Below are 15,059 nucleotides of genomic sequence, written 5' to 3'. Positions count from 1 at the left end.
GATGCTCACCTACGCAATCAACCGTGCGATCCAGTTCGCACTGTCCCTCCTCGTCGCCTCGGTGGTGGTCTTCGCCCTGATGAGCCTGCTGCCGGGAAATGCGGCTCAGGTGGCGCTGGGAACGAACGCCACCCCGGAAGCGGTGGCGGCGCTCGAAGCTCAGTACGGGCTTGATCGACCGCCGATCATCCGGTACTTCGACTGGATGGGCGGAATGCTCACCGGAGACTTCGGCACCTCCTACGTCACCGGCGCCGAGATAGCCCCCGTCATCGTCGACAGCGTCCAGGTCACCGCGATCCTCGTCATCGCCGCCATCGCCCTGTCCATCCTCATCGCTGTCCCCCTGGGCACCTTCGCCGCCCTCGAACAGCGCAACTGGATCGGCGTGACGATCTCGGCGATCAGCCAGGTCGCATCGCGATCCCGAACTTCCTGGCCGCGATCATCCTCGTCATCATCTTCTCGCTGACCCTCGGATGGTTCCCGTCCCAAGGCTGGATGGCTCCGATCGAGGGCCTCGGCGGCTTCCTGCTCCGCCTTGTCCTGCCGGTCGTGTCGCTGGCGCTCGTCCAGGCGGCGATCCTCACCCGCTACGTTCGTTCGGCGGTCCTCGACGTGATGCGCGAGGACTATATCCGCACCGCCCGTGCCAAGGGACTGACCAGGACGAAGGCACTGTTCGTGCACGGACTGCGCAATGCGGCGATCCCCGTCATCACCGTCGCCGGAGTCCAACTCGCCACTCTGTTGGTCGGGGCCGTGATCATCGAACAGATCTTCGTGCTGCCGGGAATCGGGTCCGAACTCGTCCGCGCCGTGGCCAACCGCGACCTCGTGGCGGTCCAGGGCATCGTCATGGTCCTCGTCCTGCTCGTACTCATCATCAACCTCATCGTCGACATCCTCGTGCCCATCGTCGACCCCCGCATCAGGAACGCCGCATGAACCCGACCGATGCCCAGAATCCCCGCGACCACATCGATCCCGTCGATGACGACGCGACCGGCACGACCGCCTCGGCGAAGGTCGGACCGACCCGGTCCCGCAAGGGCGGACGGCGAGTGAACGCATCGATGCTCATCGGTGCGGCGCTCGTCGTGCTCATCGTCGGGCTCGCCCTCATCTCCTTCGTGTGGACCCCGTACGATCCGAACGCGATCGACCCCGCCGCCAGACTGCAGAACGGCAGCTTCGCCCACCCGTTCGGCACCGACACCTTCGGTCGGGACACGCTGACCTGGGTGATGGTCGGAGCACGGATCACGCTGCTCGTCGGGGTCGTCGCCGTCGGCATCGCCCTGCTCATCGGCACCCCGATCGGCATCATCTCCGCACTCTTCGCGAAGCAGCCGTGGGGGATGTGGATCGACGCGGTGATCATGCGCGCCAACGACATCCTCCTGGCCTTCCCCGCCCTGCTGCTGGCGATCATCTTCGCCGCCGTCTACTCACCGGGGACGGGACCGGCGATGGTCGCCGTCGGCATCGCCGCGATCCCCGGGTTCGCCCGAGTCGCGCGGTCCGGGACGCTGCAGGTGCTCGGCTCCGAATACGTGCGGGCCGCACGAGCCTCGAACCGTCGGATCCCGGCCATCGCCTTCGTCCATGTCCTGCCGAACATCGCCGGAATGGTCATCGTCCAGGCGTCCGTGGCGTTCGCGATCTCCGTCCTCGCCGAGGCGGGGCTGTCCTTCCTCGGACTCGGCACCCAGGCCCCGACACCCTCGTGGGGCCGGATGCTGCAGGAGTCCCAGCAGTACCTGTCCACCCACCCCGAACTCGCGCTGTGGCCGGGAGTGTTCATTGCGCTCGCCGTGCTCGGATTCAACCTCTTGGGCGATGGGCTGCGTGACCGGTTCGACCCGAAGATGGAGGCCCGAGGTGCCTGAGAATCTGCTCGAGGTTTGTGACCTCACCATCACCCCCGCCGGAGCGGAGACACCGGTGCTCCACGATGTCAGCCTCAGTCTGGCGCCGGGGGAGCGGGTCGGGCTCATCGGCGAATCCGGGTCGGGAAAGTCCCTGACTGCGCAGTCCGTGATGGGTCTGCTGCCCGAAGAGCTGCATGCTCGGGGGCAGGTGCGCCTGCAGGGGCATTCCGGGAACCTCCTCGAAGCGAACGAGAAGACCCTGGCCGGGCTGCGTTCGGAGATCGTGTCGATGGTGTTCCAGGAACCCATGAGCGCCCTCAACCCGCTCATGCGCATCGGCGACCAGATCGCCGAAGTGCTGCGCATCCACGGCAAGGTTCCCCGTGTACAGATCCCGACGCGGGTGCGCGAACTGCTCCACGACGTCCACATGCCCGACCCGGACAGTGCCCGTTTCGCCTACCCGCACCAGATGTCGGGCGGACAGCGGCAGCGGGTCATGCTTGCGATCGCCCTGGCCAACTCGCCGAGGCTGCTCATCTGCGACGAACCCACCACCGCCCTCGACGTCACCGTGCAGAAGCATATGCTCGACCTCATCGCCGAAAGGGTCGCGGCGGTGGAGGCGGGACTGCTGTTCATCACTCACGACCTCGCCGTCGTCGCCGGGGTCTGCGACCGGGTCATCGTCATGTACCGCGGCCGCATCGTCGAGTCCGGCAGCGTCGACGAGATCTTCACTGCTCCCAAGCACGAATACACCCGTGGACTACTGGCTTCCTCGGATCTCGAATCCACCGACGACCGCGGCCGGCTCTTCACGCTCAAGACCGCGCTCGCCTACTCGGGGCCGCAGGTCGACGCGGAGTCGCCGGCCGAGGCGGATTCGTCGGATGGGGCGGGGGAGTCAGAGGAATCCGAGTGCCGTGAGGAGTCGACGACCTCGACCCGGTCGGGGCACACCGGCACGGCCGTCGCAGAGTCGACGGACGATGGCAACGACGGGGCCGCCTCGGTGGGGGAATCGGCACCGCTCATCGAGGTCTCGGGCGTCACCCGGGTCTTCCGCGGACGGGGATTCTTCGGCCGCAGACGCTCGCAGGTCACAGCCCTGGGCGGAATCGATTTCACCGTCGCAGGCGGAGCCCGTCTGGGCATCGTGGGGGAGTCGGGCTCGGGGAAGTCGACGCTGCTCAACATCCTCTCAGGCCTCGATCGACCGACCACCGGCCACGTGCGCGTCGGCGACATCCGGGTCGAAGCCGCAAGCTCACAGGCGCTGCGCCGCCTGCGTGAGAATCTGCAGATCGTGTTCCAGGACCCGTTCGCCTCGCTCGACCCGCGGATGCGAATCGCCGATATCGTCTCCGAACCGCTCATCGCCGCCGGCGTTGACAAGGACGAACGCATCGCACGGGTCGAGGAGATGATCGCATCCGTCGACCTCGACGCGGACTCCCTGCGCCGGTACCCGCACCAGTTCTCGGGCGGGCAGAGACAGCGCATTTCGATCGCCCGGGCGCTGGTGACCAGGCCGCAGATCCTCGTTGCCGACGAACCTGTCTCAGCCCTCGACGTCTCGGTTCGCGCGCAGGTGCTCAACCTGCTCACCGACCTCGTCGACGAGTACGCGCTGACACTCCTCTTCGTCTCCCACGATCTCGGCGTCGTCAAACACCTGTGCTCCGACGTCATCGTCATGAAAGCCGGGCAGATCATCGAATCGGGTGCGACGGAGGACATCTACGCGCACCCGCAGGAGGAGTACACGCGACGTCTCATCGCCGCCACTCCGAGCCTCGCCGAGGCGCTCGCCGCCGGATAGCCCGGCCGCGCGCGGGAGCGACGAACCATCGAGAGAAAGGGCAGCCTATGACCACATCGCTTGCCGACCGCAGTGCGGCCGAACTGGCGGCCGGATTCGCCGGCGGGGACTTCGACCCGATGGAGGTGCACTCCGCGGTCGTGGACCGCATGGACGAATGCGAACCGACCATCAACGCCCTGTTCCACCGCGACGACGAACGCTCCCGGGACGCCGCGGCGGCCAGCGCCGCACGCTGGCGTGAGAGCCGCCCGCTGAGCGACCTCGACGGGGTGCCCGTGACGATCAAGGAGAACATCGCCCGCCGCGGAGTCCCGCTGCCCAGCGGTCATGCCTGGGTGGAGATGCCGGTGGCCGGTCACGACGCCCCGATCACCGAGCGCCTCGAGGAAGCCGGCGCCGTCATCCTCGGGTCCACGACGATGCCCGACTGGGGAATGCTCTCCTCGGGAGTGTCCTCTCTGCACGGCATCACCCGCTCGCCCCTGGACCCGAGCCTGACGACCGGAGGGTCGAGCGCCGGTGCCGGAGCCGCGGCGGCAGCCGGCTACGGACCCATCCACATCGGCTCCGACATCGGCGGATCCATCCGCCTGCCCTGCACCTGGCTCGGACTGGCCGGGCTCAAACCCAGCTTCGGCCGCGTGCCGCTCGACGCGCCCTACCTGGGCAGGTGCGCGGGACCGCTCGCGCGGACGATGGCCGATGTCAAAGCTGCCATGGACGTCATCTCCGCCCCGGACGATCGTGACTATTCACGGCTGCCGCGCTTCGCCGCCGATGACGCGCAGGCTCTGCCGGGCAGCGAAACGACTGCGACCTTCGATCCGCGGGGACTGCGCATCGGCGTGCAGCTCGACGCCGGGTGCGGAGTCGCCGCAGATGCGCAGGTGCTCTCGGCCGTCACCGAGGCGGCCGACCGGTTCTCCGCGGCCGGAGCCGAAGTCATGACGCTCGATCCGTTCATCGACGATGATCTGCTCCACGACATGGATCTGTTCTGGCGGGTGCGGTCGTGGGCCGACCTCAAAGCGCTGCCCGTCGACGAGCAGGCACTCATCCTGCCCTATATCCAGCAGTGGGCCCAGGACGGGGCCGATACCAGCGGCGTCGACCTGATCGGCTGCTATCACAGCGTCCAGGAGATCCGGCGACGGACGATCAACGCCACCTCAGAGTTCGACCTGGTCATCTCGCCGACGGCTCCGGATGCCGCGTTCCCCGCCGAGCAGCCCATGCCGTACCCACTGGTTCACGAACCGATGGGCCATATCGGGTTCACGATGCCGTTCAACATGTCCGAGCAGCCGGCGGCAACGGTGCTGGCCGGATTCATGGACGACGGTCGGACCATCGGTGTGCAGATCGCAGGGCGACGGTTCGCCGACGAATTCGTCATGGCCGCCGGCGCCTGGTTCGAGGCCGCTGCCGGACTCGAGCTGCCGACACGGTCGGTGATGGGCTGACAGAACGAGAACAGCGGGCGTGTGACGACCGGGAATCGGTCGTCACACGCCCGCTGTGTCTCTAGTGCCGCCTCGGTGACGGTGGTGCCTCACCTCAGGGGAGGCGAGGCACCGAGAAGTCGGTGAGTCCTGAGGTCAGAAGTCGAAGAACTCGACCGAGAGCTTGTCTCCGTCGATCTTCACGCTTCCGGACACCGACAGGGAGTTGCCGTTGGAGAAGTACGAGGAGCCGGCCCTCTTGCCGTCGACGGAGAAGTCGAACTTGCCGGGCTTCTCCGTGAAGAACGAACCCGTGCTCGTGTCTCCGGCGCCGAAGCTGGCCTTCACCTTGGGCATCTCCTTCATGTCCCAATCGGCTGTGTTCTTCTTCGCCAGATCATCGAGTTTCTTGTCCGAACCGCCGACGGGAATCTCGGTCGGGTCGTACTTGATGAAGTCGCACTTCGGCTCGATGCTCTTATTGTCGAAGCACTTCTTCAGCTCCTTCTCGACCTGTTTCTGAACTTCCTTGTCGAAGGCGCCGGTCGGAGCCAGATCGAGGTTCAGCGTGGTGGGAGATGCCTGCCCCTTGTTCGGCTGTCCACCGGGAGCGAAGGCCTTCGGGAAGTTCACCTTGGCCGTATCGGACGCCTCGGAGATCCACTTGCTCTTCGGGATCGTGAAGTCGTAGCTGCCGGGGTAGACGGCGAACGAGGTGGTGCCCGACTTCGCCTTGTAGTCCTTGCCGTTGACGGAGAGACCGTCGGCGGCGGGAATATCGAGGGAGATGACGTTGAGATCGGGCCCCTTCATCGTCCACTTGTCGAAGAACAGGTCCTGCTTGCCGTCCTTCGTCGCGGAGAGCTCTACGTTGTAGGGGCTGCCGTCGAGCTCGTAGGACACGACGACGGTTCCCTTGTCTCCGTCGACCTTCGACGATTCGACCTTGGCCTTCTCGATCTTCGCCGAGGAGGAATCGGTGAATTCCTTCTGCAGCAGGTCGAGGTTCGTGCCCTCCGGCCGTGCGGACGGTGCGATCTTCTCCGCTGCTGCGAAGTCGCCCTTGTTGAGGGCTTCGACGTAGTCCTCAGCGACCTTGTCGGGTCCGTACTTGTTCTTATTCACACTGCCGATGACGAAGAACCCGACGAGAACGAGGACGATGACGAGTGCGACCGCGCCGAGAGTGATGAAGAGGGGCAGCTTGCCCTTCTTCTTCTCGGGACGATTCTCGGCACGCGTCGCGCCGTTCTGAGCGCCGGCGAAGCCCGGAGCCGGAGCCGGCTGGGGAATCGCCTGCGACGAACCGGAACCGGTCTGCTGGGCGTTCGGTCCTGATCCCGTCTGGTACTGCCCCGACTGGTTCTGCGCGGAGTTGTACTGGCCCGCCTGGCTCTGAGCACCAGGGTACGGAGGCTGGCTCTGAGCACCAGGGTACGGAGGCTGGCTCTGAGCGCCCGGGTACGCGGCATTCGAATACTGGCCTCCCGGCTGTCCGCCCTGCGGCTGTGCGCCGGGGTAGCCGCCGTTCGGCTGCTGCGGGCTCTGGTACTGCCCGTTCTGAGGCTGGCCGTTCGGGGACTGACCGTTCGGAGATGGGGCACCTGGGTAGGGGCCTGCCTGCGAGCCGCCCGGGGCGTTCGCTCCGCCATTCTGGCCGGGGCCGAAGGACTGATCGTTCTGGGCACCGGGGCCCGAATACTGCGGCGGCTGGTTCTGCTGAGAAGGCGCCGGAGCGACAGTGGGGCGCGACGGCTCATCGCCGGCAGGGGCGCCCAGGGGCGGCGCCTGATCATCGGGCACCGAGGAACCGCTGTCGGACTGAGCCGGGCCATCGGCTGCGGGGGAGTCGTCGCCGGATGCCGAGGTGTCGGCCTCGGCAGGAGCCTGCGCATCCGAGTCGGACGGACCGTTGGTCGAATCCGGCCCGTCAGCGGACTGCGGCTGCGAGGTGGGCGTCTCGTCGCCTGGGGCGGCGCTCGAACCGGTCAGGCCCTCATCCGTCGGAGTCTCCGACTCAGGCCTCGGTCCGCCGTTCTCCGGAGGCTCGCTGGGTGGTGGCGGGAAATTGGGGTGATCGTTCCCGTTGCTCATCGTGGGGTCATCCTTTGCGTGTACAAGCCTGTCCTGGCGCAATTGTACTTCCCGGAGCAGGGAACCGCGTGGTCAATACCGGGAAGCCGACCCGGGTTAAGCGAAAATGGACCTGATGCACACTTCTCCACACCCTCAGCCGTACCGTCGGACGATCTTCGCGGCCCTCATGGAAGTCGTGAAGATCGACCTCATCGTCGTGCCCGCCGGGTTCGTCATCGCCACCGTCTTCTGGATCATCGGACTCGGTTCGCAGCTGCCGTACTCGGTGATTCCCGAATGGGCATTCGCGCTGTGGTCGACGGTGTCGGGACTGAGCGTCTCGACCCTCGGCTTCGACTTCTCACTGGCGCCGAGCCTTGTGACTCTGGGCCTGTGGTTCCTGGTGGCGACGGGGGCCAGACGTGTGGTCGGCGGCACGGCGGCGGACAGCCCGACCGAGAGCGACGACGATCCGGGCGGATGGTGGGCGCTGATGGGAACAGCTCTGGGCACCTTCGTCGTGGTCTACGCCGGTCCTCTGCTGGTGCTGGCGATACTGGTCGGCCAGGCCGCTGTGACTCCGCTCGGATTCCTGCGTCTCTTCCTCTTCCTCGTCACGGCTGTCGTGTGGGCGTTCATTCGAGTGCGGGGAATCGGTGACATTCCCGGACTGTCCATGTTCTCCGACTGGACGTGGAACGTCGCCACCGGGCTCGTTCGACGTCTGCTGTGGTCCGCCGTGGCTCTGAGCGCGATCGTCCTCATCGTCGGAGTCGTCATCCGCTGGGGCGACGTCGTTGACACTGCGCAGGTCTACAGTTCACCGGTCGCCGCCGGCATCGGCCTCCTCATCGTGCAGGTGCTCTTCGCACCGAGCATTCTCTACTCGGCCCTGTCCTGGATCTCCGGGACGGGAGTGAGCATCGGCGAAGCAGAGACGAGCTCGGCGTTCCGGTCGACCGCTGTGCCCGTCCCAGATGTGCACGTGCTGCAGCTGCTGGACGGTGACTATCCGGCGTGGACGGCAGCGGCACCGGCACTTCTCGCGCTGCTCGGTCTGCTGTGCGTCATCCTCGGCCGAGACCGAGCCCGCGAAGTCGCGGCACAATCGTGGACGGGACTCGGCATCGCGATTGGGATTCTGTTCGTCACCTTTGAGGTCCTCGCGCTCTTCGCCAGCGGTGCCATGGGCCCGCTGGGTCTGTCCGGATTCGGACCCTCGGCACTGACATCGGCGCTGGCAGTGACAGGATGGATCAGCGTGGGAATGGCCGGCGGCCTCCTGCTGATCAGACTCTCCGGTCTGCACAACGAGGATCCCGAATTCGACGATGACGACGACGAGGAGGCCTTCTTCGCTGAGGACGAACCGGAATCGATCGCCGACGACATCGTCACGGACGACGAACCGCGATAGCCGGGCGGGCCGCCTCGGTGCGGGATCTGCGTCCCAGGCGCAATTGCACTGTGAACGACGGGCCGCCTCGGCGAGGGTCTCAGACGTGAGTCGAGGGCATCCTCGGTGAAGGGATCAGTGCCGAACGATCGGGGATCGGAGCAACTGGATCAGTTGGTGCCGGGCAGGTCGAGCTCCTGCCCGGTGACCTGCTTGAACCAGTCGCCGAGTCCCGACTGATATTCGGTGCTGCATGAGAGCTGCGCCTGCTGCGTGATCGCATCGCGCAGGCATTCCTCATACTTCGACTGCACCGGCCAGAGGATGACCGAGGACATCGTGGAGAAGATGAGATAGATGCTGAGCAGACCGCCGAGGATGCCCAAGGACATGTTCCGGCGCTGCTTGGTCTTGACGACGGCGACGATGTACTTCACCGACCACACGACCGCGGCGATGGCGAAGCCGATGGCGGCGAGCTTGAACGGCAGCTGATACGTGAACGTCAGCACCGAGGCGAGGATCAGCAGTATCAGGACGAGCCCATGTCGTGCCGGTGCGGCCTGTGCCTCCTCTTCGGGAGTCGGCGCCTTCTTCTCTTCAGTATTCTGCGGTGACGTCACCCGATCAGTTTCTCACAGTCGACTGACAAATGCCTCGGCAGGCCGTGTCCGCACGATGACAGCCCGGCATCGTCCATGTGCTGCAGACGTTAGACTGTGCGGGTGCGCATCGTTCTTCTGGCCTCAGGATCCGGTACCCTCACGCAGTCCGTCATCGACGCCTTCGCCGACGGGACCCGCGGAGTCGACATCGTCGCCATCGGAGCCGACTCGGCCACCGCAGGGGTCCTGGCCAGGGCCGAGCAGCACTCGATTCCCACCTTCGTCGTCCGCCCCAAGGACTTCGCCGACCGCGAGGAGTGGAACGCAGCGCTGAAGGACACAGTGGCCGAGCTCGCCCCCGATTGGGTGGTCTCCGCCGGATTCATGCGCATCCTCGGCCCCAGCTTCGTCGACGCCTTTCCCTCCCGGATCATCAACACCCATCCGGCGCTGCTGCCGTCGTTCCCGGGCGCTCACGGAGTCCGCGACGCGCTCGCCCACGGGGTGAAGCTGACCGGTGGCACCATCCACCTCGTCGACACCGGAGTCGACACCGGACCGATCATCACCCAGTACGCGGTGCCCATCGGCGATGACGACACCGAAGAGACCGTGCACGAGAACATCAAGGCCCGTGAACGCGAAGAGCTCGTGCGCCTGCTCGCGCATCTGGCCCACACCGACCTCGTCGTCGACGGCCGACATGTCCGCGGATATGTCGCCTCGACGATGACCGCCCACTGACCCCGCCGTGAGAAGAACCGAGCGGCAACCGAACCTCGAGGAGGATCTGTGACAGGAACCCGCGCGATCAAGAGAGCGCTGATCAGCGTCTACGACAAGACCGGGCTGGAGGAGCTGGCTCGCGGCCTCCACGCGGCCGGAGTCCAGATCGTGTCGACCGGATCCACGGCAGCCAAGATCGCCGAGGCGGGAGCCGCGGTGACGAAGGTCGAAGAGCTCACCGGGTTCCCCGAATGCCTCGAAGGCCGAGTCAAGACACTCCATCCGCGCGTCCACGCGGGCATCCTCGCCGACTCCCGCAAGCCCGAGCACCTCGAGCAGCTGTCCGAGCTCGAGATCGAACCCTTCGACCTCGTCGTCGTCAACCTCTACCCGTTCGCCGACACCGTCGCCAGCGGAGCCGGCTTCGACGACTGCATCGAACAGATCGACATCGGCGGACCCTCGATGGTGCGCGCAGCGGCGAAGAACCACCCCACGGTGGCTGTCGTGACCGATCCGGCCGACTACTCCGCGGTGCTCGACGCAGCCGCCGGAGACGGCTTCGACATCGACGCTCGTCGCTCCTTCGCCGCCCGCGCCTTCGCCCACACCGCGGCCTACGACTCGGCGGTCGCCTCCTGGTTCGCCGGAGAACTCGCCACCGAGGAGAAAGCCGCCTTCGCCGGACTCACCGGCGAGAAGATCACCGACCTGCGCTACGGAGAGAACCCGCACCAGGCTGCCGCCGTGTACTCCGACGGAACCGCGGGGATCGCCGGTGCGAAGCTGCTGAACGGCAAGGCGATGTCGTACAACAACTACACGGACACCGACGCCGCGATCCGTGCAGCCTTCGACTTCGAGCAGCCGGCCGTGGCCATCATCAAGCATGCTAACCCCTGCGGAATCGCCGTCGGTGAGACCGCGGCCGCGGCGCACAAGGCCGCCCACGAATGCGATCCGCTGTCGGCCTACGGCGGTGTCATCGCCACGAACCGTGAGGTCGATGCCGAGCTGGCCGCCTCGATCAAGCCGATCTTCACCGAGTGCCTGGCCGCTCCGTCATTCAGCGCCGAGGCCCTTGAGATCCTCACGACGAAGAAGAACCTGCGACTGCTCGAACTCGGTGACATCGATGTGCCCGCCGCCGAGATCAAGCCGATCAGCGGTGGGTTCCTCGTCCAGGACCGCGACGCGTTCCAGGCCGAAGGGGACTCGCCTGAGAACTGGACCCTGGCCGCCGGTCCGGCAGCTTCCCCCGAAGTCCTTGCCGACCTCGACTTCGCGTGGAAGGCCGGACGGGCTGTGAAGTCCAACGCGATCCTGCTCGCCAAGGGCGGCGCCTCGGTGGGCGTGGGCATGGGCCAGGTCAACCGCGTCGACTCGGCCAAACTCGCCGTCGAACGTGCCGGAGCCGAACGCGCTGCCGGTGCGGTCGCCGCCTCGGACGCGTTCTTCCCCTTCCCCGACGGTCTGCAGATCCTCATCGACGCAGGGGTCACCGCAGTGGTGCAGCCGGGCGGATCGATCCGAGACGATGAGGTCATCGCGGCCGCGGAGGCGGCAGGCATCACGATGTACCTGACCGGGAGCCGCCATTTCTTCCACTGAGATGAAGCACCCTCACCCCCGCCACGCACGGCGGGGGAGAGGCCCGGTCGCGAAGCGATGGATCTACTGGAAACGGCGATACGCGCACCCCACCAGGCGTGATTGGGTGCTGCTCGGCTGTCTCCTGGGAGTCGCCGCCGCCGCGGCGTGCTCCGTCATCGACTTCCGCCTCGGCGCTGTCGTCCTGGCGGTCGTCCCCGCCGGCCTCGCCGGATTCCGTGCGATGCCGCCGCCGTGGACGGAAGTCTGGGTGAACCGATCGAAGGCCGTCGACATCACGACGTGTCTGCTGTTCGCCGGACTGCTGGTCGGACTGGCGTTCCTCGTGCCCCTGACCCGCTGACAGGTTGATCTCAGGAAAACTCTAAATGTGCATTTGCTGAGAAACTGGACTCACCGGTGTCGTCATGCGGGGAACAGTGGCAAGGTGAGTGGCGTCAAGAGGTTCGATTCGAACCTTTTCCGATGAAAGGAGACAGCATGGGACTGGACGATCTGACAAACAAAGCCAAGGACGCCATGAATAGCGATAAGGGTGAAGAGATCAGCGACCAGGGCCTGGACAAGGCTGCTGACGCCGCCAACGACGCCACCGGTGGAAAATTCGAGGACCAGATCAATCAGGGTCGCGAAGGTGCCGACGGCAAGCTTGGCAACGAATGATCTTCAATCCATAGCCGCGTCCGGCATGGATGAGCGCCGAGGAGAACCTGAGTTCTCCTCGGCGCTTTCTTGTGTTCCGGGACCTGTCAGCCTGGTGTGGTTGGCCTGGCCCGGGGGAGCGGCGCAGTGCGGTGGGTCCGCGGTCCGCCGCGCACCCACCGCGAGTGAAGACTCAGCCGAGCTTTTCGATCGGGGCGTAGCGCAGCAGCAGCCGCTTCGATCCGGCCGAACCGAAGTCGACGACCGCCACGGTCTTGTCGCCGGCACCGTTGACCTCGGTGACGGTGCCGAGTCCGAAGGACTCGTGGGAGACCTTTTCGCCGACCTCGACGGAGATGACCTCACGGTTGGGGCGGATTCGGTTGGGGAATCCGGCGACCGGCGTCGAGGAGCTCGAACTCGAACGTGAGCGGGATCCGCTGCCGGTCGACCGAGATGACCCGTAGCCGCGCGAGCCACCCGAGTACCCGGAGGAATAGCCGCCTGAGCCGAAGCCTCCGGAACCGAATCCACCCGAGAATCCGCCGGAGAAGCTGCCCGTGTTCTCCCAATTGATGAGGTTCTCCGGGATCTCGGACAGGAAACGGCTCGGCGGATTGTACTGAGGCTGACCCCACATGCTGCGAGTCTCGGCGCGAGTGACGAGCAGCCGCTGCCGAGCACGAGTGAGCCCGACATAGGCCAGACGCCGCTCTTCCGACAGCTCCTGCGGATTCTCGAAGGAACGCGAGTGCGGGAATCCGCCGTCTTCGAGCCCAGTGAGGAAGACCACCGGGAATTCCAGCCCCTTCGCCGTGTGCAGAGTCATCAGTGTGACCTGACCGAGTTCGGCATCGGGAATCTGATCGGTGTCCGAGGCCAGAGCCACCTGTTCGAGGAACTGGTCGATGGCCGCGGGGCCGACTCCCGGTGCGGTGGAGGCGTCAGCGGAACCGGCGTCATCGACTTCGGGATCGGTCGCCTCGGCGGCGGAATCGGTCTCTGCCTCGGTCGTCTCTTGGGCGGCGGTCGCCTCGGTGTCGGTGTCGGTGCTGTCCGAAGTGTCGGGCTCCGCGACCGCGGCGGCCTCCCGGGTGGCGACGAAATCCTCTGCCACGGCTACGAGCTCGGCGAGGTTGTCGACGCGGGATTCGTCCTGCGGGTCGGTGCTCTTCTGCAGCGATTCGAGGTATCCGGACTGTTCGAGGATCGCCTCGATGACGCGGGAGAGCGGGGAGGACTCGGCGGTGGAGCGCAGATCCTGCATGAGGTCGTAGAACTTCTGCACCGAGGTCAGGGCACGCGAACTCAGGTGCGGGATCTCATCGAGGCGGCCCAACGCGGTGAAGAAGCTGATGCCCTCCCGGTCGGCGAAGTCGGCGATGATGCCCTCGGTGCGGTCGCCGATGGAGCGTTTGGGCACATTGAGGATGCGGCGCAGATTGACGTCGTCATCGGGGTTGGCGACCACGCGAAGGTAGGCGAGGGCGTCCTTGATCTCCTTGCGCTCGTAGAAACGGGTGCCGCCGACGACCTTGTACGGGATGCCGGAGCGGACCAATGCGTCTTCGATGGCTCGTGATTGTGCGTTGGTGCGGTAGAAGACCGCGAAGTCACCGTAGGTGTACTTCTCCTCGTCGATGAGGTCATCGATGCGGTCGACGATGAACCGGGCTTCGCCCTGTTCGTTCTCGGCCACCCAGCCGACGATCTGCTCGCCTGAGCCCTCCGAGGTCCACAGCTTCTTCTCACGGCGGTCGTCGTTGTTCGCGATCACGGCATTGGCCGCGTCGAGGATGTTCTGCGTCGAACGGTAATTCTGCTCCAGCAGAATGGTGTCCGCGTTCGGGAAGTCCTTCTCGAACTCGACGATATTGCGCACCGTGGCACCGCGGAAGGCATAGATGGACTGGTCGGCGTCGCCGACCACGGTGAGTTCGGCACCCGTCGGGCCACCCGCGCCATCACCGGCCAGCGCCTTGATCAGGGCGTACTGTGCAGGGTTCGTGTCCTGGTACTCGTCGACGAGGATGTGGCGGAACCGGCGACGGTAGGAATCGGCCACCTCGGGGAAGGCACCGAAGAGGTGGACGGTCTCTGCGATGAGGTCGTCGAAGTCGAAGGCATTGGCCAGCCGCAGACGGGAGGTGTAGCGCTTGAAGACGTCGGCGAGCACCTCATCGGCGGGGTTGTTGGGCCGTGGGACGAAGTCGTCGGGCGTCTGCAGCTCGTTCTTGAGATTCGAGATCCGGTGCAGGATGGATCGCGGGGCGTACTTCTTCGTGTCGAGCCCGAGCTCTTTGAGGATCTGGGCGACGAGGCGCTGAGCGTCCTGGGCGTCGTAGATCGTGAAGTTCGACTTCATACCCAGCACCTTCGCCTCGCGGCGGAGGATGCGCACGCACGAGGAATGGAAGGTCGAGACCCACATGGCGCGGGAGGCGGGACCGACGATCGAGGACACGCGTTCGGCCATCTCCTTCGCGGCCTTGTTCGTGAACGTGATCGCCAGGACTTCGCCGGGATGGGCGCGACCGGTGGCCAAAGCATAGGCGATGCGTCGGGTGAGCACGGTCGTCTTGCCCGATCCGGCCCCGGCGACGATGAGCAGAGGGGATCCCGTGTGGATCACGGCCTCGCGTTGCCTGGGGTTGAGCCCGGTGAGGAGTTCGGCCGCTCGGGAGTCGGCGCCGGCGGCATGGTCGGTGTGTTCAGCTGCAGCAGTCATGTCGCCCCCAACGATACCGTCAGGCTCGGACACGACACGATCGGTCCCTCCGCCGGCCGCTCACCGGCCGTTCCACACCCCTCAGAACTACCTAACGGCGGCTCAGCAACCTCGCGCGAGGTTGCTGAGCC

The 15,059-nt window shown here is 66.0% G+C and carries 11 protein-coding genes and 1 pseudogene; 9 read left to right on the top strand and 3 right to left on the bottom strand.

The features are described 5' to 3' along the window. Position 1: 1 nt before the first annotated feature. From AC2W7L_RS16675 to AC2W7L_RS16660, 4 genes and pseudogenes are all read left to right on the top strand, one after another. Positions 2-948 (top strand): annotated as a pseudogene (locus AC2W7L_RS16675) (ABC transporter permease). Continuing rightward, entirely contained in the window at positions 945-1,892 is a 948-nt protein-coding gene (locus AC2W7L_RS16670) for an ABC transporter permease (RefSeq protein ID WP_486005339.1), read from the top strand. Before AC2W7L_RS16675 ends, AC2W7L_RS16670 begins: the two are co-directional and overlap by 4 nt. Continuing rightward, a complete protein-coding gene (locus tag AC2W7L_RS16665; protein WP_486005338.1) occupies positions 1,843-3,699 on the top strand; it encodes a dipeptide ABC transporter ATP-binding protein in 1,857 nt (618 codons plus the stop codon). Before AC2W7L_RS16670 ends, AC2W7L_RS16665 begins: the two co-directional genes overlap by 50 nt. 47 nt (positions 3,700-3,746) lie before the next feature. Beyond that, positions 3,747-5,165 carry an amidase gene (locus tag AC2W7L_RS16660; protein WP_486005337.1) on the top strand — a complete coding sequence of 473 codons (1,419 nt, stop codon included), beginning with the start codon at positions 3,747-3,749 and terminating at the stop codon, positions 5,163-5,165. 135 nt (positions 5,166-5,300) lie between these two features. Here the strand turns inward: AC2W7L_RS16660 and AC2W7L_RS16655 are convergent, their stop codons facing one another. Further along, positions 5,301-7,238 (bottom strand): zinc ribbon domain-containing protein, encoded by a 1,938-nt coding sequence (locus tag AC2W7L_RS16655; protein WP_486005336.1) that lies wholly within the window; start codon positions 7,236-7,238, stop codon positions 5,301-5,303. A 115-nt stretch (positions 7,239-7,353) separates the two neighbouring features. On the opposite strand from AC2W7L_RS16655, the gene AC2W7L_RS16650 reads away from it, so the two are divergent. After that, the gene (locus AC2W7L_RS16650; RefSeq protein WP_486005335.1) at positions 7,354-8,637 is read left to right on the top strand and encodes a cell division protein PerM; all 1,284 of its coding nucleotides are present in this window, start codon (positions 7,354-7,356) and stop codon (positions 8,635-8,637) included. A 149-nt stretch (positions 8,638-8,786) separates the two neighbouring features. On the opposite strand, the gene AC2W7L_RS16645 is transcribed toward AC2W7L_RS16650, so the two are convergent. Then, complete coding sequence (locus AC2W7L_RS16645; protein ID WP_062241515.1) at positions 8,787-9,239, bottom strand: hypothetical protein; 453 nt, start codon at positions 9,237-9,239, stop codon at positions 8,787-8,789. Positions 9,240-9,341: 102 nt separating this feature from the next. Here AC2W7L_RS16645 and purN point away from each other — a divergent pair, with 102 nt between their 5' ends. From purN to AC2W7L_RS16625, 4 genes are all read left to right on the top strand, one after another. Continuing rightward, complete coding sequence (purN, locus tag AC2W7L_RS16640) at positions 9,342-9,965, top strand: phosphoribosylglycinamide formyltransferase (RefSeq protein ID WP_486005334.1); 624 nt, start codon at positions 9,342-9,344, stop codon at positions 9,963-9,965. Between the two features lie 48 nt (positions 9,966-10,013). Beyond that, positions 10,014-11,558, top strand: a complete 1,545-nt coding sequence (gene purH, locus AC2W7L_RS16635) for a bifunctional phosphoribosylaminoimidazolecarboxamide formyltransferase/IMP cyclohydrolase (RefSeq protein WP_486005333.1) — start codon at positions 10,014-10,016, stop codon at positions 11,556-11,558. Between the two features lie 106 nt (positions 11,559-11,664). Beyond that, the gene (locus AC2W7L_RS16630; RefSeq protein ID WP_486005332.1) at positions 11,665-11,901 is read left to right on the top strand and encodes a hypothetical protein; all 237 of its coding nucleotides are present in this window, start codon (positions 11,665-11,667) and stop codon (positions 11,899-11,901) included. Positions 11,902-12,038: 137 nt separating this feature from the next. Then, the gene (locus AC2W7L_RS16625; RefSeq protein ID WP_486005331.1) at positions 12,039-12,221 is read left to right on the top strand and encodes an Rv0909 family putative TA system antitoxin; all 183 of its coding nucleotides are present in this window, start codon (positions 12,039-12,041) and stop codon (positions 12,219-12,221) included. A gap of 172 nt (positions 12,222-12,393) precedes the next feature. Here the strand turns inward: AC2W7L_RS16625 and AC2W7L_RS16620 are convergent, their stop codons facing one another. Then, complete coding sequence (locus tag AC2W7L_RS16620) at positions 12,394-14,928, bottom strand: UvrD-helicase domain-containing protein (RefSeq protein ID WP_486005330.1); 2,535 nt, start codon at positions 14,926-14,928, stop codon at positions 12,394-12,396. Positions 14,929-15,059 lie beyond the last annotated feature (131 nt).

This window comes from Brevibacterium sp. LAARM3_SD1, from assembly GCF_057364765.1.
The sequence above is the reverse complement of the archived record's forward strand: the minus strand, read 5'-3'. Positions and strand labels throughout refer to the sequence as shown.

Excerpts from the sequence above, each read along its gene's own strand:
- AC2W7L_RS16670 (WP_486005339.1), top strand. The coding sequence starts at position 945 with ATGAACCCGACCGATGCCCAGAATCCCCGCGACCACATCGATCCCGTC.
- AC2W7L_RS16665 (WP_486005338.1), top strand. The coding sequence starts at position 1,843 with ATGGGCTGCGTGACCGGTTCGACCCGAAGATGGAGGCCCGAGGTGCCT.
- AC2W7L_RS16660 (WP_486005337.1), top strand. The coding sequence starts at position 3,747 with ATGACCACATCGCTTGCCGACCGCAGTGCGGCCGAACTGGCGGCCGGA.
- AC2W7L_RS16655 (WP_486005336.1), bottom strand. The coding sequence starts at position 7,238 with ATGAGCAACGGGAACGATCACCCCAATTTCCCGCCACCACCCAGCGAG.
- AC2W7L_RS16650 (WP_486005335.1), top strand. The coding sequence starts at position 7,354 with ATGCACACTTCTCCACACCCTCAGCCGTACCGTCGGACGATCTTCGCG.
- AC2W7L_RS16625 (WP_486005331.1), top strand. The coding sequence starts at position 12,039 with ATGGGACTGGACGATCTGACAAACAAAGCCAAGGACGCCATGAATAGC.
- AC2W7L_RS16620 (WP_486005330.1), bottom strand. The coding sequence starts at position 14,928 with ATGACTGCTGCAGCTGAACACACCGACCATGCCGCCGGCGCCGACTCC.